The organism is Nocardia sputorum, from assembly GCF_027924405.1.
Lineage (GTDB): Bacteria > Actinomycetota > Actinomycetes > Mycobacteriales > Mycobacteriaceae > Nocardia > Nocardia sputorum.
The window spans coordinates 7,163,835-7,188,168 of the sequence record NZ_AP026978.1 but is presented as its reverse complement, the minus strand read 5'-3'; the positions used below and the strand labels follow the sequence as shown (position 1 = coordinate 7,188,168).

25 protein-coding genes are annotated in these 24,334 nt (G+C 68.0%); 18 read left to right on the top strand and 7 right to left on the bottom strand.

All coding sequences use genetic code 11. The features are described from left to right. Window positions 1-147 precede the first annotated feature (147 nt). Genes QMG86_RS32420 through QMG86_RS32390 form a run of 7 tightly spaced genes read left to right on the top strand, consistent with a single transcriptional unit; the run spans window position 148 to window position 9,671 of the window. Complete coding sequence (locus QMG86_RS32420) at window positions 148-1,125, top strand: ABC transporter permease (protein WP_281876691.1); 978 nt, start codon at window positions 148-150, stop codon at window positions 1,123-1,125. Continuing rightward, on the top strand, window positions 1,122-2,042 hold the full coding sequence (locus QMG86_RS32415; protein ID WP_281876690.1) for an ABC transporter permease: 921 nt from the start codon (window positions 1,122-1,124) through the stop codon (window positions 2,040-2,042). The genes QMG86_RS32420 and QMG86_RS32415 overlap by 4 nt, the downstream gene beginning before the upstream one ends. Continuing rightward, window positions 2,039-3,916, top strand: a complete 1,878-nt coding sequence (locus QMG86_RS32410; RefSeq protein ID WP_281876689.1) for an ABC transporter ATP-binding protein — start codon at window positions 2,039-2,041, stop codon at window positions 3,914-3,916. Before QMG86_RS32415 ends, QMG86_RS32410 begins: the two co-directional genes overlap by 4 nt. Window positions 3,917-3,929: 13 nt before the next feature. Next, window positions 3,930-5,615, top strand: a complete 1,686-nt coding sequence (locus QMG86_RS32405; RefSeq protein ID WP_281876688.1) for an ABC transporter family substrate-binding protein — start codon at window positions 3,930-3,932, stop codon at window positions 5,613-5,615. Between the two features lie 38 nt (window positions 5,616-5,653). Next, window positions 5,654-7,303 carry an ABC transporter family substrate-binding protein gene (locus QMG86_RS32400; protein ID WP_281876686.1) on the top strand — a complete coding sequence of 550 codons (1,650 nt, stop codon included), beginning with the start codon at window positions 5,654-5,656 and terminating at the stop codon, window positions 7,301-7,303. A 38-nt stretch (window positions 7,304-7,341) separates the two neighbouring features. Next, window positions 7,342-9,012 (top strand): ABC transporter family substrate-binding protein, encoded by a 1,671-nt coding sequence (locus QMG86_RS32395; RefSeq protein ID WP_281876685.1) that lies wholly within the window; start codon window positions 7,342-7,344, stop codon window positions 9,010-9,012. After that, the gene (locus QMG86_RS32390) at window positions 9,009-9,671 is read left to right on the top strand and encodes a hypothetical protein (protein WP_281876683.1); all 663 of its coding nucleotides are present in this window, start codon (window positions 9,009-9,011) and stop codon (window positions 9,669-9,671) included. Before QMG86_RS32395 ends, QMG86_RS32390 begins: the two co-directional genes overlap by 4 nt. A 69-nt stretch (window positions 9,672-9,740) precedes the next feature. Here the strand turns inward: QMG86_RS32390 and QMG86_RS32385 are convergent, their stop codons facing one another. Next, a complete protein-coding gene (locus QMG86_RS32385) occupies window positions 9,741-10,259 on the bottom strand; it encodes a GNAT family N-acetyltransferase (protein ID WP_281876682.1) in 519 nt (172 codons plus the stop codon). 484 nt (window positions 10,260-10,743) lie between these two features. Here QMG86_RS32385 and QMG86_RS32380 point away from each other — a divergent pair, with 484 nt between their 5' ends. After that, on the top strand, window positions 10,744-11,481 hold the full coding sequence (locus QMG86_RS32380) for a FadR/GntR family transcriptional regulator (RefSeq protein WP_281876681.1): 738 nt from the start codon (window positions 10,744-10,746) through the stop codon (window positions 11,479-11,481). 8 nt (window positions 11,482-11,489) lie between these two features. After that, on the top strand, window positions 11,490-12,206 hold the full coding sequence (locus QMG86_RS32375) for a sterol desaturase family protein (RefSeq protein WP_434086136.1): 717 nt from the start codon (window positions 11,490-11,492) through the stop codon (window positions 12,204-12,206). A gap of 501 nt (window positions 12,207-12,707) precedes the next feature. On the opposite strand, the gene QMG86_RS32370 is transcribed toward QMG86_RS32375, so the two are convergent. Then, the gene (locus QMG86_RS32370) at window positions 12,708-13,265 is read right to left on the bottom strand and encodes a TetR/AcrR family transcriptional regulator (RefSeq protein WP_281876680.1); all 558 of its coding nucleotides are present in this window, start codon (window positions 13,263-13,265) and stop codon (window positions 12,708-12,710) included. 118 nt (window positions 13,266-13,383) lie between these two features. On the opposite strand from QMG86_RS32370, the gene QMG86_RS32365 reads away from it, so the two are divergent. The 5 genes from QMG86_RS32365 to QMG86_RS32345 all read left to right on the top strand — a co-directional run bounded on the left by QMG86_RS32365 (window position 13,384) and on the right by QMG86_RS32345 (window position 17,709). Then, the gene (locus QMG86_RS32365; RefSeq protein ID WP_281881292.1) at window positions 13,384-13,527 is read left to right on the top strand and encodes a hypothetical protein; all 144 of its coding nucleotides are present in this window, start codon (window positions 13,384-13,386) and stop codon (window positions 13,525-13,527) included. After that, entirely contained in the window at window positions 13,512-14,129 is a 618-nt protein-coding gene (locus QMG86_RS32360; protein WP_281881240.1) for a carboxymuconolactone decarboxylase family protein, read from the top strand. Before QMG86_RS32365 ends, QMG86_RS32360 begins: the two co-directional genes overlap by 16 nt. 134 nt (window positions 14,130-14,263) lie before the next feature. Further along, window positions 14,264-14,470: a heavy-metal-associated domain-containing protein gene (locus QMG86_RS32355; protein ID WP_281876679.1), complete on the top strand. Its 207-nt coding sequence runs from the start codon at window positions 14,264-14,266 to the stop codon at window positions 14,468-14,470. A gap of 16 nt (window positions 14,471-14,486) precedes the next feature. Continuing rightward, window positions 14,487-15,425, top strand: a complete 939-nt coding sequence (locus QMG86_RS32350; protein ID WP_281876678.1) for a DUF8832 domain-containing protein — start codon at window positions 14,487-14,489, stop codon at window positions 15,423-15,425. A 37-nt stretch (window positions 15,426-15,462) separates the two neighbouring features. Beyond that, window positions 15,463-17,709 (top strand): heavy metal translocating P-type ATPase, encoded by a 2,247-nt coding sequence (locus QMG86_RS32345; protein ID WP_281876677.1) that lies wholly within the window; start codon window positions 15,463-15,465, stop codon window positions 17,707-17,709. 59 nt (window positions 17,710-17,768) lie between these two features. Here QMG86_RS32345 and QMG86_RS32340 read toward each other — a convergent pair whose 3' ends face one another. Beyond that, a complete protein-coding gene (locus QMG86_RS32340; RefSeq protein WP_281876676.1) occupies window positions 17,769-18,230 on the bottom strand; it encodes a winged helix-turn-helix transcriptional regulator in 462 nt (153 codons plus the stop codon). A gap of 147 nt (window positions 18,231-18,377) precedes the next feature. Here QMG86_RS32340 and QMG86_RS32335 point away from each other — a divergent pair, with 147 nt between their 5' ends. The 3 genes from QMG86_RS32335 (at window position 18,378) to QMG86_RS32325 (ending at window position 20,791) form a co-directional block, all read left to right on the top strand. Beyond that, on the top strand, window positions 18,378-19,169 hold the full coding sequence (locus QMG86_RS32335; RefSeq protein WP_281876675.1) for an SDR family NAD(P)-dependent oxidoreductase: 792 nt from the start codon (window positions 18,378-18,380) through the stop codon (window positions 19,167-19,169). Between the two features lie 159 nt (window positions 19,170-19,328). After that, entirely contained in the window at window positions 19,329-19,724 is a 396-nt protein-coding gene (locus QMG86_RS32330) for an ectoine synthase (RefSeq protein WP_281876674.1), read from the top strand. Beyond that, a complete protein-coding gene (locus QMG86_RS32325) occupies window positions 19,721-20,791 on the top strand; it encodes a threonine aldolase family protein (RefSeq protein ID WP_281876673.1) in 1,071 nt (356 codons plus the stop codon). Before QMG86_RS32330 ends, QMG86_RS32325 begins: the two co-directional genes overlap by 4 nt. A gap of 229 nt (window positions 20,792-21,020) precedes the next feature. On the opposite strand, the gene QMG86_RS32320 is transcribed toward QMG86_RS32325, so the two are convergent. Together QMG86_RS32320 and QMG86_RS32315 are read right to left on the bottom strand one after the other, a co-directional pair. Continuing rightward, on the bottom strand, window positions 21,021-21,365 hold the full coding sequence (locus QMG86_RS32320) for a hypothetical protein (protein WP_159849012.1): 345 nt from the start codon (window positions 21,363-21,365) through the stop codon (window positions 21,021-21,023). 105 nt (window positions 21,366-21,470) lie between these two features. Further along, window positions 21,471-22,334 (bottom strand): NAD(P)H-binding protein, encoded by an 864-nt coding sequence (locus QMG86_RS32315; RefSeq protein ID WP_281876672.1) that lies wholly within the window; start codon window positions 22,332-22,334, stop codon window positions 21,471-21,473. Between the two features lie 85 nt (window positions 22,335-22,419). Here QMG86_RS32315 and QMG86_RS32310 point away from each other — a divergent pair, with 85 nt between their 5' ends. Further along, the gene (locus QMG86_RS32310; RefSeq protein ID WP_281876671.1) at window positions 22,420-23,247 is read left to right on the top strand and encodes an AraC family transcriptional regulator; all 828 of its coding nucleotides are present in this window, start codon (window positions 22,420-22,422) and stop codon (window positions 23,245-23,247) included. Between the two features lie 321 nt (window positions 23,248-23,568). On the opposite strand, the gene QMG86_RS32305 is transcribed toward QMG86_RS32310, so the two are convergent. Together QMG86_RS32305 and QMG86_RS32300 are read right to left on the bottom strand one after the other, a co-directional pair. Continuing rightward, a complete protein-coding gene (locus tag QMG86_RS32305) occupies window positions 23,569-23,844 on the bottom strand; it encodes a hypothetical protein (RefSeq protein ID WP_281876670.1) in 276 nt (91 codons plus the stop codon). Then, on the bottom strand, window positions 23,834-24,322 hold the full coding sequence (locus QMG86_RS32300) for a DNA-directed RNA polymerase subunit beta (RefSeq protein WP_281876669.1): 489 nt from the start codon (window positions 24,320-24,322) through the stop codon (window positions 23,834-23,836). The genes QMG86_RS32305 and QMG86_RS32300 overlap by 11 nt, the downstream gene beginning before the upstream one ends. Window positions 24,323-24,334: the final 12 nt, after the last annotated feature.

The window sequence follows — 24,334 nt, the reverse complement described above, 5'->3', positions numbered from 1 at the left end:
GACAACGCCGGTCTCGCGCCCGGACCGGTGCCCGCTCGAGCCCCGGACATGCCCGGATGTCGGGTGGCACGCGCGCCGCCGACCACGTCCTTATGATCGGGGGCTAATACCGACGCTGGCTCGTCCAGCCGAAAGACCAGAGGACTGATGACCGGCTTCCTGCTACGACGCGCGCTCAACTATGTCGTGCTGTTGCTGCTGGCTTCGTTCCTGACGTTCAGTTTGGCGTCCCTGACGTTCCGTCCGCTGGACAGTCTCGAACAACGCAATCCGCGCCCGCCACAGGCAGTGATCGACGCCAAGGCCGAGGAGCTGCACCTCAACGACCCGATCCCGGAGCGCTATCTCACCTGGCTCGCCGGCATCCCGCACGGCGACTTCGGCACCACGCTGGCCGGGCAGCCGGTGAGCGAGGAGCTGCCGCGGCGGGTCGCGGTGAGCCTGCGGTTGCTGGTCGTCGGTTCGCTGGTCGGCACGGTGCTCGGCGTGCTGATCGGCGCGGCGGGCGCGATCCGGCAGTACAAGTTCAGCGACTATTTCACCACGGTGGTGTCGTTGCTGATCTTGAGCACGCCGGTGTTCCTGCTCGCGACGCTGCTCAAATACGGTGCGCTGGAGATCAATTCGCTCGCCGGATCGCAGATCTTCCTCTATACCGGCGAGACGTCGGCGAACAAGATCGAAGGGTTCGGGCCGCAGCTGCTCGACCGCATCCAGCACCTGATCCTGCCCACCACCGCACTGGCCCTCGGCGCCATGGCCGGCTACAGCCGCTACCAGCGCAACGCCATGCTCGACGTGCTGCAGAGCGATTTCATCCGCACCGCCCGCGCCAAGGGACTCACGCGCAGCAAGGCGCTGTACAAGCACGGCCTGCGCACGGCGCTGATCCCGATGGCCACGCTGTTCGCCTACAGCCTCGGCGCTCTGATCACCGGCGCGACGTTCACCGAGAAGATCTTCGGCTGGCACGGTGTCGGTGAGTGGCTGGTCGACTCGATCAACGCCCAGGACCTGTACGTCGTGGTGACGGTGACCGCGTTCGCCGGCCTGGTGGTGCTGGTGTCGGGTCTGCTGTCCGACATCGTGTACGCGATTCTCGACCCAAGGGTGCGTGTGGGATGACGGAAGCCGAGATCATCGTCCAAGGTGCGCCGGAGGTCACCGCGACGGGGCGGCGCAGGCTGGTGCTGCGGCGTTTCCTGCGCAACAAGCCCGCTGTCGCGGGCGGCCTGATCCTGATCGCGCTGTTCGTCGCGAGCTTCGCGCTGCCGCCCTTGCTGCCCTACGACTACCAGCAGCTGGACTACACCGCCCTGCTGAAACCGCCGAGCCCGGAACATCCGTTCGGCACCACGCAGATCGGCCAGGACGTGCTCGCGCAGACCCTGCGCGGACTGCAGAAATCGCTGGTCATCGGCCTGTGTGTCGCGTTGTTGTCGACCACGATCGCGGCCACCGCCGGTTCACTGGCCGGCCTGCTCGGCGGCTGGACCGACCGCGCAATCATGTGGCTGGTGGACCTGCTGCTGGTGGTCCCGAGTTTCATCGTCATCGCGCTGTTCGCGCCGCGCACCAAGGGCAGCGGTTCCATCCTGCTGCTGATCATCCTGTTGTCCTGCTTCGGCTGGATGATCTCCGCGCGGATCGTGCGCGGCCTGACCCTGAGCCTGCGTGATCGCGAATTCGTCCGCGCCGCGCGGTACATGGGAGCGCCCACCCGCACGGTGATCCTCAGCCATGTCATCCCGAACATCGCCTCGATCCTGATCATCGACACCACCCTCACCGTCGGCTCGGCGATCATGGCCGAGACGGGCCTGAGCTTCCTCGGTTTCGGCGTGCAGCCGCCGGATGTGTCGCTCGGATCGCTGATCGCCGCGGGGACGAAATCAGCGTTGACTTATCCCTGGCTGTTCCTGTTCGCGGGTGGTCTGCTGATCATCACCGTGCTGTGCGCCAACCTCGTCGGTGACGGGCTGCGCGACGCGTTCGACCCCGGCGCCAAGCGGGCACGGTCGAAGAAGAAGGCGAAAGCATGACGAGCGCGGGAACAACCGAGCAGACGGTCGAGACGACCTCGACCGCGCCCCTGCTGGAGATCACCGATCTGCGGGTGTCCTTCCCCAGCGAGGAGGGCCGGATCGACGCGGTGCGCGGCGTCACCTACACGGTGTCCGATGGCGAAGTGCTCGCCATCGTCGGTGAGTCCGGGTCGGGCAAGTCGGTGTCCTCGCTGGCGGTGATGGGACTGCTGCCGGAGCAGGCGCGGATCACCGGCTCCATCCGGTTCCGCGGCCGTGAACTGCTCGGCCTCGGCGATCGCGACCTGTCCAAGCTGCGCGGCAGTTCCATCAGCATGGTGTTCCAGGACCCGCTCTCGGCGCTCACGCCGGTGTACCGGGTGGGCGATCAGATCGCCGAAGCCCTGCTGGCGCACGGCAAGATGGGCCGCAGCGAAGCCGCGAAACGCGCGGTGGAGCTGCTCGACCTGGTCGGCATCCCGGACCCGCAGACGCGGGCCAAGGCGTTTCCGCACGAGTTCTCCGGCGGCCAGCGCCAGCGCGTGGTCATCGCGATGGCGATCGCGAACGATCCGGCGTTGATCATCTGCGACGAGCCGACCACCGCGCTGGACGTGACGGTGCAGAAGCAGATCCTCAACCTGCTGCGCAAGGCGCGCGACATCACCGGCGCGGGCGTCATCATGATCACCCACGACATGGGCATCGCCGCGACGCTGGCCGATCGCGTGGCCGTCATGTACGCGGGCCGGATCGTCGAAACCGCCACCGCGGCAGAGCTGTTCAACACACCGCGGATGCCCTACACCGTCGGTCTGCTCGGCTCGATTCCGCGGATGGACGGTCCGCCGCGGCGGCCGCTGATCCCGATCGTCGGCGCGCCGCCCGCCATGCACGCGCTGCCGCCGGGCTGCTCGTTCGCACCGCGCTGCCCGGTGTCGATCGACGAGTGCCGGGCGGCGGAACCGCCGCTGGAGGGCGTGGAACCCGGGCATACGGCCGCCTGCATCCGCACCGCCGAGGTCGGCACCGACGAGTTGTTCGAGGCCTATCGCCGCGAGATCGCCGAGCCGGACGCCGAGGCCGAGCCGGATTCGGACGTGGTCTTGCGGGTCTCGGATCTGGTGAAGGTCTTCCCCCTCACGTCGGGCGTGGTGCTGCGCCGTCGCAAGGGCGAGATCAGGGCGGTCGACGGCATCAGTTTCGAGGTGCGCCGCGGGCGCACGTTGGCACTGGTCGGCGAGTCCGGCTCCGGCAAGTCCACCACGCTCACCCAGATCCTCGATCTGGTCTCTCCGCAGGAGGGCACGATCGAGATCATGGGCAGCGACGTCGCGTCGCTGAGCAAGGCGCGCAAGCGGGAGATCCGCCGGAAGATGCAGATCGTCTTCCAGGACCCCACCGCCTCGCTGGATCCGCGCCTGCCGATCTTCGACGCGCTCGCCGAGCCGTTGCGCATCGACGGGCGTTCGCGGACCGAGATCGCCCGTCGCGTACCGGAGCTGCTCGAGCAGGTCGGGCTGCGCCCCGAGCACGCCGACCGCTACCCCGCCGACTTCTCCGGCGGACAGAAGCAGCGCATCAGCATCGCCCGCGCTCTCGCGCTGGACCCGGAGCTGCTGGTGCTCGACGAGCCGGTCTCCTCGCTGGACGTCTCGATCCAGGCAGGCGTGCTGAATCTGTTGCGTGACCTGCAGACCGAGCGCGGACTCTCGTATCTGTTCGTCTCGCACGACCTGTCCGTGGTGCGGAACCTGGCTCACGACATCGCCGTCATGTATCGCGGCAAGATCGTGGAATACGGTTCGGCGGAGCAGATATTCGCCGAGCCGCGACACGAGTACACCAGGGCGCTGATCGACGCGGTGCCGGTTCCAGCAGTCAGCCGATAGTCAGGAGAGCGCGATGCGGATCCGTTTCGACCGATGGCGGTGGACCGCGGGCTTGGCGGCGGTCACGCTGATCGCCGCGGGCTGCGCGACCGGCCCCGACGAGTCGGCCGCGGGACTGTCCGACGCGCTCGGCACCACCAGCGACATCAATCCCAAGAACCGCGACGAGGTGCGCGACGGCGGCAACCTGCGCTTGGCGGTCACCAGCTTCCCGGCGAACTGGAACACCCTGTCCAATGACGGGAACGACGGCGAGATCGGCGACATCGAGCGTCCGCTCATGCCGCGCGCGTTCGACGTCGACGCGGCGGGCAACCTGACCGTGAACCGGGACTTCTTCACCGATGTGGCGCTGACCGGCACCAACCCGCAGCAGGTCACCTACACCATCAATCCCGCGGCGGTCTGGTCCGACGGCACGCCGATCACCTGGGAGGACATCGCCGCGCAAGCACACGCGCTCAACGGGCGGGACAAGCGCTTCTTGATCGCGATCACCAACGGCTTCGAGTTCGTCGACAAGGTCGAGCGCGGTGTGGACGACCGGCAGGCGGTCCTCACCTTCAACCATCCCTACGGCGAATGGCGCGGACAGTTCGCGGGAAACTCCTCGCTTTTCCCGAAATCCGTGACAGCGACCCCGGAATCGTTCAACAAGGGACTCGTGGACCGGCTCGGCCCCAGCGCGGGCCCGTTCGTCGTCCAGTCCACCGACCGTGTCCAGGGCCGGATCGTGCTCAGCCGTAATCCGAGATGGTGGGGCGAGACGCCGAAACTGGACACCATCACCTACAGTGTGCTGGATCAGGCGGCGTGGGTGGGCGCCCTGCAGAACAACGAACTGGATCTGGCCCGGCTGGCCTCGATCGACGAGGTCAAGACGGTCCGCACTACCAACGGGCTGGTGATCCGCCGTGCGCCGGGTAACCGCTGGCGGCACATCACCTTCAACGGCGCGCCCGGTTCCATTCTCGCGGATGCGCGCGTGCGGGTGGCGATCGCGAAGGCCATCGACCGGCAGGGTATCGCGACCGCGACCCAGAACGGCCTGGTCGAGAATCCGAAGCCGTTGAACAACCACATCTTCCTGCAGGGGCAAGACGGTTACCAGGACAATTCGGCGCCGGTGGCCTACGACCCCGACCAGGCGGCACGGGAACTCGACGCGCTCGGCTGGAAGCTCAACGGCGACGTCCGCGAGAAGGACGGACGCAAGCTGGAAATCCGCGACGTGATGTACAACGACCCGCTGTGGGTGCAAATCGCGCAGATCATCCAGCAGAATCTGGCCCGGATCGGCGTGCGGCTCACCATCGACACCAAGCCGGGGGCCGGTTATTTCACCGACGTCATCATCCCCGGTGATTTCGACGCCGCACAGTTCATCTTCTCCGGGGACGCCTTCGCGATGAGTTCGATCCGGCAGATCTACTACTACGACCCGAACGATCTGCAGGGCAACTACGGTCGTATCGGCTCGCCCGAGCTCAATGCCCTGATCGAGCGCACGCTGACCGAACTCGACCCGAAGAAGGCGATCGAACTGGCCAACGAGGTCGACCGCAAGGTGTTCGAGGAAGGGCATTCCCTGCCGCTGACCCAGTCCGACGGCAGTTTCGGCGCCCGCGCGGACCTCGCCAATATCGGTTCCCCCGGGCTGGCGTCCTACGACTACACCAAGATCGGATTCGCGAAATGAGACCAGCACAGAACCGCCGGTGGCGGACACGCAAGGTGATGGTCCGAGCTCTTACCGTTGGCACGGCGCTCGCGCTGTTGGTCGGCTGTGGCGCCGGCGGCAACGAAGTCGAGTCGGGTTCCAGCGCGATCGGATCGACCAACGACATCAATCCCCGAGACCCGAGCGACGTGCGCGACGGCGGCAACCTGCGTCTCGCGATCACGAACTTCCCCGCGACGTTCAATTCGCACCACGTCGACGCCGACGGTGACCTCGCCGAAGTAGTCGACTGGACATTGCCAGGGCCGATCACCGCCAACGCCGCGGGCGAACTGTCGATCGATCACAACTTCTTCACCGATATCGCACTGACCGAGACCAATCCGCAGCGGGTGGTCTACACCATCAATCCCAAGGCGGTCTGGTCCGACGGCAGCCCGATCACCTGGGAGGACCTGCGCTCCCAAGCCGAGGCGCTGAGCGGCCGCAACACGGAATACCGGGTCGCCGCGACGCAGGGCTACAACCGGCTGGCCAAGGTCGAGCGCGGCGTCGACGACCGCCAGGCGATCGTCACCTTCGCGCAGCACTACGCGGAGTGGCGGGGCCTGTTCAGTCAGCTGATGCCGAAGGAATCGACCGAGACGCCGCAGGCGTTCAACGAGCGCGACCGCAACGGGCTGGCCAAGTCGGCCGGACCGTTCGTGATCACCTCCGTCGACCGGGCGCAGCAGCGAATCGTGCTCAGCCGCAACCCGAAATGGTGGGGCGAGACGCCGAAGCTGGACACCGTCACCTACAGCGTGCTCGACTATTCGGCCCGCCTCAACGCCTTGCAGAACAATGAACTCGACGCCATCGATATCTCCGGCATCGAAGAGGTCAAGTCCGCGACCAACTCGCCGGGCATCATCGTGCGTCGCGCCTCGCGCCCGTACAACTCGCACATCACGTTCAACGGCGCGCCGGGATCGATTCTCGCGGATGCGCGCTTGCGCGTCGCGATCGCGAAGGCGATCGATCGCCAGGGCATCGTCACCGCGCTGCAGAACGGGATCGTGGAGAATCCCAAGCCGCTGAACAACCACATCTATCTCGACGGGCAGAAGGGCTATCAGGACAACTCCGCGGTGATCGCCTACAACCCCGACGAGGCGGCCCGCATGCTGGACGAACTCGGCTGGAAGCTCAACGGCGACGTCCGCGAGAAGGACGGACGGCAGCTGGTGATCCGGGACGTGATGTTCCAGCAGGACACCTGGGTGCAGATGGCGCAGATCATGCAGCAGAATCTGGCGCGGGTCGGGGTGAAACTGGTGATCCAGACCTTCCCCGGCAACGGTCTGTTCACCGATGTGATCGACCCTGGCAACTTCGACATCGCCCAGTTCAGCTGGTCCAGAAGCATTTTCCCGCTCGGCGCGCTGCCGCAGATCTACGCCTACGACCCGGCGAACCCGCTGAGCAACAAGGGACGGATCGGGTCACCCGAACTGAACGAGTTGATCGAGCAGACCATTTCCGAACTCGACCCCGAGCGGGCGATCGAGCTGGCGAACAAGGCCGACCGGATGATCTTCGAGCTGGGCCACTCGGTGCCCATCGCGCAATCGCCGGGCAATGTGGCCGTTCGAGCGGGGCTGGCCAACTTCGGCGCCTTCGGGCTGGCTTCCCCGGACTATCTCCGGGTGGGCTTCGAGAAGTGAGGCCGTTCCGCAGGACCTAACGAGCAGGAAGGATCACCATGCGGATTACCTCTGCGTGTGCCCGGCTGGCGTTGTCGCTGGTCGTGATCGGGCTGACCGTCACGGGTTGTGGCGGGGACAACGCCGCGGCGCCTGGCACCAGCACGGTCGGCAGCACCAACGACATCAATCCGAGGGACCCCGGCGAACTGCGCGACGGCGGCAATCTGCGGTTGGCGCTCACCAACTTCCCGGAGACCTTCAACTACCTGCATGTGGACGGCGGCACCGAGAGCGTCTTCTCCATCGTCGAAGCGACGATGCCCACCGCCTTCGTCAGCGACGCGGCGGGACAGCTGAGCATCGACCACGACTTCTTCACCGATATCAAGCTGACCGGGACCAACCCCCAGCAAGTGGAGTACACCATCAATCCGAAAGCCATGTGGTCCGACGGCTCACCGATCACCTGGGAAGACCTGCGGTCGCAGGCGAATGCCCTGAGCGGGAAGGACAACGCGTTCCTCGTCTCGGGCACCGGCGGTTTCGAACGGGTCGGCAAGGTCGAGCGCGGCGCCGACGACCGGCAAGCCGTGGTGACCTTCGACCAGCCCTACAGCGAATGGCAAGGACTGTTCAACCCGCTGTACCCGAAATCGGTCACCGCGACGCCCGACACCTTCACCAACGCGGCCAAGAACGGGTTGCCGGTCAGCGCGGGCCCCTTCGCGGTCACCTCCATCGATCGCAGCCAGAATCGCATCGTGCTCGGGCGCAATCCCCGGTGGTGGGGCGATACGCCGAAACTGGATTCGGTCACCTTCAGCGTGCTCGACCACTCGGCCTGGCTGCCCGCGATCCAGAACAACGAGCTCGACATCGCCTACATGTCCGGCATCGAGAACGTCAGCGCGGCGCGCAACGCGGCGAATGTGGTCATCCGGCGCACGCCGGAGCCGACCTGGTCGCACATCACGTTCAACGGGGCGCCCGGTTCGCTGCTGGCCGACCCGCAACTGCGGATCGCCATCTCCAAGGCGATCGACCGGCAGGGCGTGGTCACCGCCTCGCAGCACGGCGTCGTCGACGATCCGAAGCCATTGAACAATCACGTCTTCGTGTCGGGGCAGAAGGGCTACCAGGACAACGCCGCGCCCATCGCCTACGACCCGGACGAGGCGGCCCGGATGCTGGACGCGCTCGGCTGGAAGCTCAACGGCGACGTCCGCGAGAAGGACGGCCGCAAGCTCGAACTCCGCGACGTGATGTACCAGCAGGACCAGTGGGTGCAGACCGCGCAGATCGTGCAGCAGAATCTCGCGAAAGTCGGCGTGAAACTGACCATTCAGACGGTGCCGGGCACGGGACTGTTCACCAACGTCATCGACCCCGGCAATTTCGATCTGGCCCAATTCAGCTGGAACGGTAGCGTTCTCCCGCTGAGCGGACTGCGGCAGATCTACTACTACGACCCTGCCAATCTGCAGGGCAACAAGGCGCGGATCGGAACCCCGGAACTCAACGCGCTGATCGATCGGACCCTGTCCGAACTCGACCCCGACAAGGCCATTCAGTTGGCCAACGAATGCGATCGGATGATCTTCGAAGAGGGGTACTCCATCCCGCTGCACCAGGCCGCGGGCACCTACGCCGTCCGGACCGATCTGGCGAACTACGGTGCGTTCGGCCTCGCCTCGCGCGACTACACCAAGGTCGGCTTCCTGAAGTGAGCGCCGGACCGGGCCACCCGCTGGCCTATCCGCTCACCGTGACGATCGGCGCTCTCGCGGTCTGTGCCGCTTGGGCGCCGTTCGGCACGTTGGACCAAGTGGCGGCCCTGGTCGCCGTTGCCCTCGGCATCGTCGGGTATACGGGGTACCGGCTCGCCGTCGCCTTCGGCTTGCTCCCGCTCTGGCGTTCGGGCGCCGCGCGCACCGTGCGGGTCACCCGCATCCGCCAGCAGCATCGCCTGGACAGCCGGTCGTGGTTGCAAGTCGCGGGCACCGGGCGGCCGCGGTGGCTTCCGGTGTACTTCGACCCGGCGCTGATCGTCCTGACCGAAACCGACGCGGAACTCACCGACCGCACGATCCACGTCGCCGGACGACGGCTCTACCCCTCCGGCCGCATCCGCGACGCCGAACCGCCCGGTCGTCTCATCGACAATCCCAGCCGCCCCGACCCGGACGCGCCCGCCCACACAGCGAAGGCCACCCGGCTGCGCCGTCGCCTTCTGCTCGACGCGCAATCCACCGTCGCCGCCCCCGTCGCCGCACTCCTGTGGGTGTATCTCGACGGCGGCGGCTTCCCGGTCTTCCTCGCCGCCACCACGGTCGCCGCAGCGTGTTCGATCTGGCTGTCCGCCATCCGGGGCTCCGACCCCAGCTGACCTCCCGCCGACCCGACGGGGGGGCGGATTCGGCTCCGCCCCACCGTCGGTACTGTCACGCCGACGGTGCTAGTCGATGCCGAAAGGGGCGGCGTAGCGGACCGTGCCGCGCGGCAGCGGCTGAGCAGGGTCGAGGGTCAGCGCCATCAACGCCTCATCCGGAACGTCGATGGTGAGGCCGATTCCGTGCTCGGACGCCCGGCCGAACCCGAAGCGCGGGTAATACGCCGGATGACCGAGCACGATGACGAAACGCTCGCCCATCCGCGCCGCCGCCGCGAGCGCGGCCCTGATCGCGGCGGAACCCGCACCGGTCTTCTGGTAGCCGGGCAGCACCGCGCACGGGCCGAGGCACAGCGCGGGCGTCGTGTGCACGTGGCAGCGAGTCAGCAGTGCGAAGCCGACGGGGGTGTCGTCCGGCAGCGTGCTGACGATCGACAAGCCGTCGATCCATGCGGGGTCGTCGCGCAGTGCGTCTACCAGCTCGGCCTCGTCGGCCCGCTCGAAGGCCGCGACGTTGATCTCGTGGATCGCGGGAATGTCGGCAGCGGTTTCGGCGCGCACGCGCCAATCGATGGTGGAACTCAACTCGGATTCTCCGTGTTCATGATGGTCGGGCCCGGTCACGGACACAGCACCACCGTCACGCGAGCCGAAAGCCCGCAACACGAACGCCGGACGAAGAGGGATCAGACCGGGACCCGGGACGTTGGGACAGTCCGGGCGTCGCGTGTGACGGCGGTCTTCGGCGCGGTCATCCCGCCCCACCTCCTCGGCAATGCTTTCCACCTCGAATACGGACGAGCGGATGTTAACTCCCCGACGGCAAGCGGGCCACCGAATTAGGGCTGCGGACCGGCACCTGTCGGCGCAGCGTTCCGAACGGGTCCGATCGATCGCCGCTCCGGTCGGAACCGGCGCTCGGCGGGGCGGAAGATATCGCTCAGCCCGTAGTAGGCGTCGTGCACGTTCTCCGGAATGTGCTGGACGCTATGGCCGTCGAGGGATAGCTATGCAGCCGCAACTGGTCTGGCCACTTGACCTCCTGACCAAATCGGCGCACAGTAGACGCATGGCGTTGCAACCTGTGGTCAAGCGGTCGGTGTCGGCGGATGTGTTCGAGCAGATCGCCGCGGATGTGCTCAGCGGCGAGCTGGCGCCCGGGGCGACCTTGCCGAGCGAACGGCAGTTGGCGGAGGCGCTCGGGGTGTCCCGGCCCGCGGTGCGGGAGGCGCTGCAGCGACTGGCCGCGGCCGGGCTGGTGTCGGTGCGGCAGGGAGACGCCACCACCGTGCTGGACTATCGCCGCGGCGCGGGGCTCGAGGTGCTGCCCAGGTTGCTGGTGCAGGCCGGGGAATTGGACCCAGCGGTCGCCCGCAGCATTCTGGAGGCTCGCCTGCACAACGGACCGAAGGTGGCGGAGCTGGCCGCGCGCCGGGTAGGCGCGATCGGCGCCGACGGGGTTCGTCCCCTGCTGACGGCATCCGTCGAAGCGCTTGCCGCCGAGCAGGACCCGATCGCGCGGCAGCGGCACGCGATGGAGTTCTGGGATCACATCGTGGACGCGGCCGACTCGATCGTGTTCCGGCTGATGTTCAACATGTTGCGCGCCGCCTATGAACCGGCGCTCGCGGCGCTGGCCCCGATCATGTCCGCCGAGGTGGGCAACGTCGAGGCATACCGCGAACTGGCCGCCGCCATCGCGGCGGGCCGGCCGCAGAAGGCCGCCACCACCGCTCGGGCGCTGCTCGAGCCGGCGACCACCGCCCTGATCGAGGTCCTCGGCGGACCGCCGGTCACGCACAGCTAGGAACGAACATGACGAAATCCAAAGCATCCGAACGGGCCTCGGTCGAGGCGGACGCGCGGGCGCGAGTGCGCAGGGACGAGCGGGCGTTGCGTCGCGGGCTCACCCTTAGCCAGGCATTCGCAGAATTCGTCCGGCATCCCTCGCCGTGGATGATCGGAACCACGCTGGCAGGCGCGCTGATCGCCCGTGTCGTCGTCGGCGACTGGCAGCCGACCGACCTGCTGGTCCCCGCCGCGATGCTGGCGGTCTTCCCGGTCTTCGAGTGGATCGTGCACGTCACCGTGCTGCATTGGAAACCACGGCGGGTGGGCCCGCTCGCGCTGGACAGCGAACTGGCCCGCAAGCACCGCGAGCATCACGTCGATCCGCGCGACATCCCGCTGATCTTCATCCCGACGAGAACTCTGGCGGTGCTGGTCGTGGTGTTGATCGCGCTGGCGGGCTTCGCCTTTCCCCGCCCGGGCCTCGGCCTCACCTTCCTGATCACCATCACGCTGCTCGGCCTCGGCTACGAGTGGACGCACTACCTGATCCACACCGACTACAAGCCGAAAGGCTCGCTCTACCGCGCGGTTTGGCGCAATCACCGCCATCACCACTACAAGAACGAGCACTACTGGTTCACGGTCACCAGCTCCGGCACCGCCGACCGCCTCTTCGGCACCTACCCCGACCCGGCCACGACCGAGACCTCACCTACCGCACGCAACCTGCATTCGGCCTGATCCGAGCAGGTGCCGCCCCGCGACGTCAGCGGGGCGGCACCGGTGCGCATGACCACCTCCGCACCGCCCCTACCGGGCAATTCCGATCGCTCCGGCCGTCCCCCGGCGACTCCACCGGGCGGTCGACGCGGCCAAGGTTCCGGAGTCGGCCTGCCACGATGCCCACAACAGCGGGCTCCGGCGATGGCCGCCCCGGCGCGGCGGTTCGTGGCAATGCTCCCGCCTCGACCACATTCGACGCCGACATCGGTCCCTCTCGGCAAGCTCCGGCAAGTCCCGGCGGACGGGTCCGCAACACTGAGCGGAGTAGGCGCGATCGCCACGGGTCGAATTGCTAGGCGGTCGGTAGCCGCCGGTCGCGTCGCGAGCCCGAATCCGCCCGTGGACGCGCGGTTCCCGGCTTCGCGTCCGGCTGCGACAGCGAGACGAGTCGGGCGAATCCCGCGAGCGAGTACACGATGACGCATCGCCGCATACCGACCGGCGGTAGCAGGTCGGCTCTCATGGCGTTGCGAGCAGTCGCTCCGCGATGGTGCGTGCACGAGACGCCGCGTCCGGCGTCCCCTCGCGCACGGCGGTGACGATCGCGCCGTCGACCAGCAGCGCGAGTTCGGCGGCCAGTTCCGCGGCGTCGGACCTCCCCGCCTCGGTGAGCAGTTCGCTCAAGTACTCGATCACGCGGCGCTTGTGCCGATCGGCGACCTGATGCGCCGCGCTGCCTCGATCGGCGACCTCGACCATGGTGTTGATGAACGCGCAGCCGCGAAAATCCTTGCGGGCGAACCGGTCGGCCAGGGCGTCGAAGACCGCGAGCGGCCGGGCGGCCGGGTCCCCGGTCTTCACCTCGACCGATTCCCGCAGCCAGCTCAGCCAGCGGCGGTCCCGATCCTCCAGCACCGCGACGACCAGGTCGTCCTTGCTCGCGAAGTGGCGATAGAAGGAGGCGCGACCCACGCCGGATTCCTGGAGCAGGCGATCGATGCCTACGGCGCGAATCCCTTCGGCGTAGAACAGCTCTTCCGCGGTGGTGAGCAAACGCTGCTTGGCCTGGGTTGGCATGACGCCACGATAGCAGAACGGAACCGATCAGTACCATCACGCTTGACCAAGACGGAACCACTCAGTACCGTCTTGCCTCGGAACCGATCGGTACCGTCTGTTCGAGCTGGAGGCTTCGATGTCCCGCCTGCCCCTTGTATCTCCCGACTCCGCCGATGCCGAGCAGGCCGACCTGCTGGGCGAGGTACAGCGCCAGCTGGGCCGGGTCCCGAATCTCTACGCCGCCATGGCCAACAGCCCCGTCACCTGCGGGGATACCTGAACCTGCGCGACGCGCTCACCAAAGGAAAGCTTTCGGCCCGCGTGCGCGAACAGCTCGCCCTGCTGGTCGCCGGCGAAAACGGTTGCGACTACTGCACCGCCGCACACAGCATGCGCGCCGAGCGCATGGGCTTCACCGAGCAGGCGATCACCGACACCCTCGCGGCACGCGCCGACGACCCGCACGCCGACGCGATCCTGCACGTCGCCCGGGACATACTCCGCTCCCGCGGCCGGATCGACGACGCCGCACTCGACTCAGCGCGCTCTCGCGGGGTGAGCGACGCCGAACTCGGCGAGATCGTGGGCCATGTCGCGCTGAACGTCCTGTCCAACTACTTCAACCACGTCGCCGAGCCGGAACTCGACTTCCCGCCGGTGGCGCCGACGAAAGGCGCCGGAATGGAAGCGAAATGGCGGCCCGCGAGCAAGGTCGTCCTGGTCGAGGGCTACTCACTGCTGGACCGGGACGGGCGGACCACACGCACCGTCGATGACGTCCGGATCGCGATCGAGGGCGGGTTCCTGCACGTCAAGGTGTCCGACTCCGCCGATGTGCAGGTGGTCTCGGCGCCCGCCGTCGCGCTGGTGACCTACCGCTGATCCCGTTTCATCAAGCCCGGTCCGCGAATCATGGCGCGGGCCGGGCTTTCGTCTGCGCGGGAACTTGACATCCACATACCCTAGGGGGGTAGGGTAGAATTGTATTCGAGAACAACCGCAGGAGGACACCGACCATGAGCACAACCACCGTGACCGTCACCGGCATGACCTGCGGCGGCTGCGCCGCCTCGGTCCGCACCGAGATCGGCCGCCTCGACGGCGTGGGTTCCGTCGCCGTCGATCTCGCCGACGGACTGGTGACCGTCGAGAGCGCGAGCCCGATCGAGCGCGCGGAACTCACCGCCGCCGTGGCCCGCGCCGGCTATGCCGTCGCCGACTGACGGACGGAGCACTTCGATGAACGCATCCACCAAATTCGGCGGCTTCGCCCTCGGCCTCGCCGCCGTCTTCGGGGTCGCCCTCGCGGCCGGTGCGGTGATCGGGCCGGAGCCCGCCGAACCCGCCGCCCACGACGCGAAAACTCACGACGCGGACTCGGTCGGGGCCGACGCACTACCAGCAGGACTGATGGCCACCGACCGCGGCTACACCCTGCGGCTGGACACCGCCCAGACCACCGCCGCGGCGAACGTACCGCTGCGCTTCACGATCCTCGACCGCGACGGGAAGCCCGTCACCCGGTACGTGCGCAGCCACGACAAGGACTTGCACTTGATCGTCGTGCGCCGCGATATGGCCGCCTTCCAGCACGTGCACCCGGTGCTCGACGGCAACGGAACGTGGAGCGTCCCGCTGGATCTCACCCGCGCCGGTGACTACCGGGTATTCGCCGACTTCACCCCGGAGGGCGGCGCCGGCCTGACACTCGGCGCGGACCTGCGGGTGGCGGGCCGCTACGACCCCCAGCAGCTGCCTGCGGCGACCTCCACCGCGAACGTCGGCGACTACACCGTCACGCTGGACGGCGCGGTGGTCCCGGGCCGGGCCTCGCAGGTGACCCTGTCGGTCAGCCGGGCAGGCAAGCCGGTGACGGATCTACAGCCCTACCTGGGGGCCTACGGCCACCTGGTGGCCCTGCGCGCCGCCGACTTGGGCTATCTGCACGTCCATCCGGAAGGCCACCCCGGCGACGGCGTGACCGCGGCCGGACCGGGCATCACCTTCGCCGTCACGGCGCCGAGCGCGGGCGACTACCGCCTGTTCCTCGACTTCCAGCACGAGGGCGTGGTCCGCACCGCCGAATTCACCCTGACCGTCGCGCCGGGCACCCCCGCCGTAGACGCCTCTAACCACGAAGAACACACTGGTCAGCAGCCGGACGGCCACGCGCACTGACCCGACGACCGTCCGCGCACAGAACGGAGCACCCACGATGACCACCGCGACACAACCGCCGCCCTCCGGGCAGGTCGAACTCGTGATCGGTGGAATGACCTGCGCGTCTTGCGCCGCCCGCATCGAGAAGAAGCTCAACAGGCTCGACGGCGTCACCGCGACCGTGAACTACGCCACCGAGAAGGCCCGGGTCGAGGTCACCGGCGACGTCTCGCCGGACGACCTGATCGCCACCGTCGAACAGGCGGGTTACACCGCGGCCCTGCCCGCTCCGCCGAAGCCGCAGGAGAACGCCGTCGAGGAGGATCCCGCCGCCGCCCTGCGCACCCGCCTGCTGGTCTCGCTGGTGCTGTCGGTGCCGGTGATCGCCATGGCGATGATCCCGGCCTTGCAGTTCACCAACTGGCAGTGGCTGTCGCTGACGCTCGCCGCGCCGGTGGTGGTGTGGGGCGCGCTGCCGTTCCACCGCGCGGCATGGACCAACCTGCGCCACGGCGCGTCGACCATGGACACCCTGGTGTCGATGGGGACGCTGGCCGCCCTGGGCTGGTCGCTGTACGCGCTGTTCTGGGGCACCGCGGGCACGCCGGGCATGACGCATCCGTTCGAGTTCACCATCTCGCGGATGGACGGCACCGGCAGCATCTACCTCGAGGCCGCGGCGGGCGTCACCACGTTCATCCTGGCCGGGCGCTTCTTCGAGGCGCGGGCCAAACGGCGCGCGGGTGCGGCGCTGCGGGCACTGCTCGAGCTGGGGGCCAAAGAGGTCTCCGTCCTGCGCGACGGAACCGAGCAGCGCATCCCGGTGGAGCAGCTGAGGGTCGGCGACCGGTTCGTGGTGCGGCCCGGCGAGAAGATCGCCACCGACGGCGTCGTGACGGAAGGTTCCTCCGCCGTCGACGCCTCCATGCTCACCGGTGAATCGGTGCCGGTGGAGGTCGGCCCGGACGACGCGGTGGTCGGCGCCACCGTCAACGTCGGCGGACGGATCGTGGTGCGTGCCACCAGGATCGGTTCCGACACCCAGCTGGCGCAGATGGCGAAGCTGGTCGAGGACGCGCAGACCGGCAAGGCGCAGGCCCAGCGGCTGGCCGACCGGATCTCCGGGTTCTTCGTGCCGATCGTGATCGCGCTGTCGGTCGCGACGCTAGGGTTCTGGCTCGGCACCGGCGGATCGGTGGCCGCGGCGTTCACCGCGGCGGTGGCGGTGCTGATCATCGCCTGCCCGTGCGCACTCGGACTGGCCACGCCGACCGCGCTGATGGTCGGCACGGGACGCGGCGCGCAGTTGGGCATCCTGATCAAGGGCCCGGAAGTGCTGGAGTCCACCCGGCGGGTGGACACGATCGTGCTGGACAAGACCGGCACCGTCACCGCGGGCAAGATGAGCTTGCTCGACGTGATCCCCGCCGAGGGCGAGCAGGTCGAGCGGATTCTGGCGCTGGCCGGAGCCCTGGAGGATTCCTCCGAGCACCCGATCGCCCAAGCCATCGCCAAAGGCGCCCGCGAGCGGGTGGGCGAGTTGAAGCCGGTCGAGGATTTCGCGAATGTCGAAGGCCTGGGCGTGCAGGGCATGGTGGACGGCCACGCGGTGGTCGTCGGTCGCGCCCGGTTGCTCGCCGACTGGTCACAGCACCTCGACGAAGCCTTGACCGAGGCGATGCGCGCGGCCGAAGCCGAGGGCAAGACCGCCGTCGCGGTGGGCTGGGACGGCGCGGCGCGCGGCGTGCTCGTGGTGGCCGACGCGGTGAAACCGACCTCCGCCGAGGCGATTTCCCAGCTGCGGGCCCTCGGACTCGCCCCGATCATGCTGACCGGTGACAACCGGGCCGCCGCCGAGGCGATCGCCGCGCAGGTCGGCATCGACGAGGTGATCGCGGAAGTGCTGCCGCAGGACAAGGTGGACACGGTGCAGCGGCTGCAAGCCGACGGCAAAGTGGTGGCGATGGTGGGCGACGGCGTGAACGACGCCGCGGCGCTGGCCCAGGCCGACCTGGGCCTGGCCATGGGCACCGGCACCGACGTGGCGATCGAGGCGGGCGATCTCACCTTGGTGCGCGGCGATCTGCGGGCGGCCGCGGACGCGATCCGGCTGTCCCGCCGAACCCTCGCGACCATCAAGGGCAACCTGTTCTGGGCCTTCGCCTACAACGTGGCCGCGATCCCGCTGGCCATGGCGGGACTGCTGAACCCGATGCTCGCGGGCGCCGCGATGGCCTTCTCCTCGGTCTTCGTGGTGAGCAACAGCCTGCGGCTGCGCGGTTTCCGCTCGACCGCGAACTGAACACCGCCGCGGGACGACACACGTGGTGTCGTCCCGCGGCGGTCCTGGGTTCGAGGGGGTTACCGTCGCGGCGCCCGTTGCGCCGTGGGGTGCGCTTCTACCTCGTCGATGGCCACGGCCTCACCGCAATCTCGGCAGACGGTTCGTTGGTGCACCGCGCCGCCACAGTGGGCGTGTCTGAGGACGACGGGAGGATCGCCCGGAGCTGCCCAGCGGTCACCCCAGTGCGTGAGGGCCACGATCACTGGTTGCAGTTCGCGCCCCTTCTCGGTGAGAACGTACTCGTGGTAGGCCGACCCGGCCGCGTCGGGCTGACGCCGCATGACCCCGTCTTCGACGAATCGGTCGAGCCGCGCCGCGAGGATATTGCGGGAGATCCCGAGACTGCGCTGAAAATCGCCGAATCGGGTGATACCCCGGAAGAGCGCGTGCCGAATGATCACCAGGCTCCAGCGCTCGCCGACGATCTCGAGCGCCCGCGCCGCGGAGCAATCCTGGGTTTCGTAGGTACGGCCGAGCATCTGTGCAGCATATCCGAAGTGGTTGCATGACAAAACCACCTCCTGCTATGTTCCATCCAGTTTCATCATGAAACTAGTTGGCGGTTGGCGGCGTCGAACTCGACGTCCACGCCGAATCGGCGCACAGCCCGGAACGAGGAGTCATCAGTGCTGCTTGAGAAGAAGAACGCGATCGTCTACGGAGCGAGCGGAGCCGTTGGAAAAGTCGTTGCGCAGGTTTTCGCCGCGGAGGGGGCGCGAGTCTTCCTCGCTGGGCGCACCCGCTCCACGCTGGAGGTGGTGGCCGATGAGATCAGGGCAACCGGCGGGGTCGCCGACGTCGCCACGGTAGATGTCCTGGATGAAGACGCGGTGGACGCGCACGTCGATGCGGTGGTCCGCGACGCCGGGTCCCTCGATATCTCGTTCAACGCGATCAGCCTGCCGCAGACCGGGATACAGGGCACTGCCATCGTCGACCTCCCGGTGGACAATTTCGATCTGCCGATGGCCACCTACCCCAAGGCCAATTTCCTGACCGCCAGAGCTGCCGCCCGGCGCATGACCGACCAGGGGTCGGGCGTGATCCTGACGATCACCGCGTCTCCGTCGCGGACGGCCGTCCCGCTCATGGGCGGCATGGCGCCGGCATGGGCGGCGATCGAAGCGTTGTCACGCGGCCTCGCCGCCGAACTCGGACCGCGCGGTGTGCGAGTCGTGTGCCTGAACGCCGCGGGAATGCCGGAATCGCCGCAGCTTTCCGAGGTGTACGGGTTGCATGCCGACGCCTACGGCATCAGCCGCGACGCATTCGAGGCTCGCATGGCGGACCGGACGCTGCGAAAGCAGTTGCCCACCATCGCCGAGGTCGCCGACGTGGCCGCCTTCGTCGCCTCCGACCGCGCCGGCGCCATCACCGGGGCGGTCGCCAACCTCACCGGCGGCCTGTTCGTCGACTGACGCAGCCCATCCGAAATGGCTTGATTTTTACGATATGGGGCATTCCTGCCACTGTTGGACGAGTTGCGCCGACAGCCATGATCGGAGGGAGTTCGCAGAAACACTCAGCGCCGGGACCCCGCTCGATCCACCCCGGCCGAGCACGAACAAAGGAAACCCATGATCGTCCGTTCCTTGGAGGAGACCATCGGCACCGAGCGCGAAGTGCGGGGCCCCACGTGGACCAGCCGTCGCCTGGTTCTCGCCCGGGAGAAGGCCGGCTTCTCCTTGAACGACACCGTGGTCGACGCGGGCGCCGAGCTCGAGATGTGGTACGCCAACCACATCGAAGCCGTCTACGTGATCGAGGGTGAGGGTGAAGTGGTCGACGAGGAGACCGGGGAGACGCATCGCTTGGCGCCCGGTGTGCTGTATCTGGTCGACGCGCACCAACGTCACACCCTGCGCGCCCACACGCGGTTCCGGGCGGTCTGCGTGTTCGACCCGCCCCTCACCGGCCGCGAGGTCCACGACGAGAACGGCGCCTTTCCGCTGCTGACCGAGGGGGACCGGTGAGCGACAGCTCTCCCGAGCTCGGCGACCACGGGGGCGAACCACCGCGCGGATTCGCCAGCGACAACAACGCCCCGGTTCACCCGGACATCATGGCGGCGCTGGCCGCCGCCAACGTGGGCCACCAGCCGGCCTACGGCGCGGACGTCCACACCGCCCGGCTGCGCGAGCTGATCAAACGCCATTTCGGCGAGCGCGCCGAGGTCTATCCGGTCTTCAACGGCAGCGGCGCGAACGTGGTGGGGCTACAGGCCATGTGCGACCGGTGGAGCGCCGTGATCTGCCCGGAGTCCGCGCACATCAACCTGGACGAGTGCGGCGCGCCCGAGAAGGTGGCCGGGCTGAAACTGATCCCGGTCCCCACCTCGGACGGCAAGCTGACCCCGGAACTACTCGACCGGTACGCGTGGGGCTTCGGCGATGAGCACCATGCCCAGCCGAAGGTCGTCTCCCTCACCCAGAGCACCGAACTCGGCACCCTCTACACGCCCGAGGAGATCGCGGCGATCGGCGCGCTGGCGCGCGAGCGGGGCATGCTGCTGCACGTCGACGGCGCCCGGCTGGCCAACGCGGCCGCCGCCCTCGACTTGCCGCCGCGCGCGTTCACCACCGACGCCGGGGTGGACGTGCTGTCGTTCGGCGGCACCAAGAACGGCCTCATGTTCGGCGAGGCGATCGTCGTGCTCGACCCGGACGCGGTGCGCGGCGTGCCGTACCTGCGCAAGGCCGGGCTGCAGCTCGCCTCCAAGATGCGGTACGTGTCGGCGCAATTCGTCGCGCTACTGGAGGGCGACCTGTGGCTGCGCAACGCCCGGCACGCCAACGCGATGGCGGCCCGGCTGGCCACGGCCGTCGCCGGGGTACCCGGCGTCGAGATCGTCCGGCCGGTCCAGGCCAATGCCGTCTTCGCCACGCTGCCCAGGGAAGTCACCGAGCGACTGCAGAAGCGGTTCCGCTTTCATATCTGGGATGAGCGCACCGGCGAGGTCCGCTGGATGTGCTCGTTCGACACCACCGAGGCCGATGTGGACGCCTTCGCGGCGGCAATCGACCAGGAAATGGCTGCCTAGGAGAAACACCGGACGGGACGGCACACGTAGTGTCGTCCCGTCCGGGCATCCGCCAGGAGGTCTCCAGGTCGGTAAGCACCGAAGGCGCGGCAGCCGGATGTCTGGCCGCGCGCTTGCTCGCCGCCGCTGCCCGAACCCTACGCTCGAGCACAGCGGATTCGGGCAATGCATGCGCATAACGCCATGGGCGAGCATACCCCTGGCACACCGAATCACAAACGGAAATAGCTCAGCCGCGCAGGGTGGTGACCGTGACCAGCGAGGGCTGGAGGAACGACCCGTAGACCTCGATCGACACTCCGCCGGTCGGGGATTCGCCTGCCCACCGGGCGTGCTCGGTGATCCCCTCGCCGAGCATCGCTTTCGCGCCCGGCGACCAAGCGACGGCCACTTGACTCAACGCCGGGCCGAGATTCAGGTTCGCGATCGCCGCGGATTCATTGTTGTCGAAGTAGACCTCCGTGCCGCCGGGGAAAGGGTTCACCGCCACGGCGGACGCGCTCGCCCCGCCGAACGCGGCGGCGGACCCGCCTGCCACAAGCGCTACCAAGACCGTCATGACCCGTTGACGCATCCGAATTTCCTTTTCGTGTAAGCACACCGGCCGCACGGCCGGTCATGTCACCTTTGCCGAGTGTGCATCGTTCGGCAATTCGATGTGGCACTGATCACAAGCAGCCTACGGTGTGTTGCCGACAGCCGTGAAGGCATTCACGTTATCGGCGGCCCATTCGGCGAAACTCCTTGCACGGCCGAGTATTTCGGTTACATCGGCGGTCACGATCGCGTTGTGCCCGGCACGCACATATGCCTGCCCCGCCAGTGCGCCGTCGACGAATTCGGCGGACATTCCGGACGCGAGCATATGTGCTCGCGCTTCGGTTTCGGGAATATCGGTCACATCCACCGGGTGGCCGGTGACTGTCGCCAAAGTCGCGGCCAGATCATGCGTGGTGAGCAATTCCGGTCCCGTCAGGTGGTAGATCCGGCCCGCGTGATCGGCGGAAATCAATGCCTCGACGGCGGCTCCGGCGACATCTCGGGGATCGACGACGCCCTGAGCCGCGTCGCCGGTCATATTCGGCACCGGATGTCCGGCACGGATCGCTGCGGCCCAGCTCAGGGTGTTCGAGGCGAAGGAGCTGGGGCGCAGAATGGTCCAGTCGACGCCACTCTCTCGCGCGGCCTGCTCACCGGGCAGATGCCAGGTGCCGACGCGGCCGAGACCGGTGTCGCCGGTGCCGATGGCGGACAGTTTGACGATGCGGCCGACTCCCGCGTCCCGCGCCGTGGTGATGAGCGCACGGTCGAGCTCCACGTACTCCGGGCCCAGCACGCCGACGATGAACGCGGCCTCCGCACCGGCCATCGCCTTCGCCATGGACGCCAGGTCGGTGTAGTCGCCGCGCACCACTTCGACGCCCGCGGGGACGGCGGCCCGGCCGGGGTCGCGGGTGACGGCGCGGATTGCGGTCCCGCGCTCGCTCAGCTGCCGGACGATTTCACTGCCGATGGTGCCGGTCGCACCGGTGATCACGATCATGCGAATCACCGTGCCGGGCGTTCGCGCAGGTCTCTAGGAAATTCCGGCACACCCGGGCAGCGCGCGGCTGCCTACAGTGGATGCGGTGACCACCCTGTTGCGCCCGGCCGTCGTGACCGCCGAGTCGGTCGAGACGTCCGAGGCCGCGCCGGAGTCGCTGCGGCCGTGGCTGGCCGAACTCGGCCGCATACCGACCGTGCTCGACCTGTCCGAGCCGTTCGCGCACGTGCCGCAGACCGCCACCACGATCGTGCTGCGCACCGAGCACGCCGAGATCGGTGAGCACCGTGTCGCGCTCGTCGTCGGGCCGCAGACCAAGGCGAGCTACTCACGCGCGAGCAAACCCGCGGGCTGTATCCGCTTGCGGCTGGCCCCGGGTACGGTCCCCGCGCTGCTCGGCGTTCCGGCGGCCGACCTCACCGATCGCGTACTGCGACTGGACGATCTACCCGGCCCCGTCGCGCACCTGGCCGCCGAGCTGATCGAACTCGACCACGACGAGGTCGTGCCGTACCTGGAGAACGAACTGCCGCGCCGCATCCCCGACGATCCGGCCCGGCGCGCCAACCGCCGACTCCTCACCACCGCCGTAGCCGCCATCGCCGCCGACCACCCGCTCTCCGTCACCGAGTTGGCCGCGCGCCTCTCGGTCAGCGAACGCCAACTCCGCAATCTGTTCGCCAATGGAATCGGCGTCTCCCCCAAACACTTCGCACGCATCGACCGAGTCCGCCGGGTGCTGTCCCGAACCGACGGCACACCGTTGGCCGATATCGCCACCGGCACGGGCTATTACGACCAGTCCCACATGACAGCCGATTTCCGCAGCCTGATGGGCGTCCCGCCCACCTCATACCTCCGAGGCGAGGTCCCGGCCCCTTCCCCATGCCGCGCACTCACCCGTCGCCGCTGATCGGGTCGCCATCGGTTTCGTTTCCGTCGAAATGATTCGCAACGTCAGCTGACCGACCGCCCCCTCCCGGGGCGTGCGCTTACCCGCTACCGCTGACTCGGTGTGCGGCACGCTCGCAATACAGCCGTTCGCAAGGGAGGCGGGGGAAGCCCTCTGCGCCGTCCGGGAGGATTTCGACCGCGTCGGGGTAATGGGCGTGCCGCCATTCGCGCGCGAACGTCATAGCCGCCGTGACGCATGCGGCGAAATCCATTCGAAGACCGTGCAGGAATACGCTCACGTGGACGTCGTCCGATGGATTCGTGCAGGAACCGCCGCACATCAGGCACCTGATCCCGGTGTGGGCGTCTTGCGGCCAGCTACCTTTTCAGCGGTGTTCGTTTCGGCGCGGCGAAAGTATCGGTAGTCCTCGCGGCTGACGATCACCGCCGCGACGCGCGTCGCGCACGATGAATAGTCGCAGTCGTAGTGCAGCTCGAGCGCATTCCTGGCATTCGCGGGACTTGATACCGACCACTGCGGATTGTCATGCGCCAGCCGCGACCGCAACTCCTCGACGCGGAGGAACCGCCGAGCGCGAGAGACGTCATCCGACATGGGATTTTCCCGGCCTGCGCCGAGTACGCGGCATCTGATCCGCCCATGCCCGAACGGCCTCGACCACCAAGTGACCCGATGGGCGAAAGGCATTGCGCGGAGGCACGACCCAATGCCGGATCGCTCCCACGGCAGCGGTGGGCGAAGGCAGCGCGATCGTCGCTCCGGACCGCGCGACCGCCACGTCCAGCCGGAACAACTCGGCGAACAACCGCACGTCATCGGGCAGATCAGGCTGCGTGAGAAAGGTCCACCGCCCCGAACGCGGATGCCCCACGATCGGCCCGAGTGCGACACCTCCGCTCTGCAGGTGCGCTTTCACCGCCTGCCCGAGACGAGTGGGCATCGTCATCGCCCACACCGATCCCGCGCGCATGACGATTCGCCCGAGTTCCGGCGGATCGACCACAGCGGGGAGGGCGCACTCCCGCCGGTAGAACAGGCACCGCGACAACGGTGTATCTCCATGCGTATCCATCTGTAACCCCCA